We start from the raw sequence: 244 nt of genomic DNA, 5'->3' as shown, positions 1-244 counted from the left end.
GCAGCGCGGGTGGTCACCGTGATTTTCGGCTAGGTTTGGGTTGCGAAGCTCGAACCTGGAGAACCACGATGACCGATTCCATGGTGCACCTGCGCGCGCTGGTCGAGAAGGCCCCTGACGCGGATATTTTGCGCGAGATGATCTCGTTTGCCGCCGGGCGGTTGATGGAGATGGAGGTCGGCGGCCTGACGGGTGCGGCCCACGGCGAGAAGTCCGCCGATCGGCTTGTCCAGCGCAACGGCTA

1 pseudogene is annotated in these 244 nt (G+C 63.9%); it reads left to right on the top strand.

Annotated elements, in window-relative coordinates:
- Window positions 1–68: 68 nt before the first annotated feature.
- Window positions 69–244: pseudogene (locus H926_RS32185) on the top strand (IS256 family transposase); the annotation flags it as partial.

Origin of the sequence: Novosphingobium sp. B-7 (assembly GCF_000410615.1) — a bacterium.
In the GTDB taxonomy this organism is placed as follows: Bacteria; Pseudomonadota; Alphaproteobacteria; order Sphingomonadales; family Sphingomonadaceae; genus Novosphingobium; species Novosphingobium capsulatum.
The sequence above is the reverse complement of the archived record's forward strand: the minus strand, read 5'-3'. Positions and strand labels throughout refer to the sequence as shown.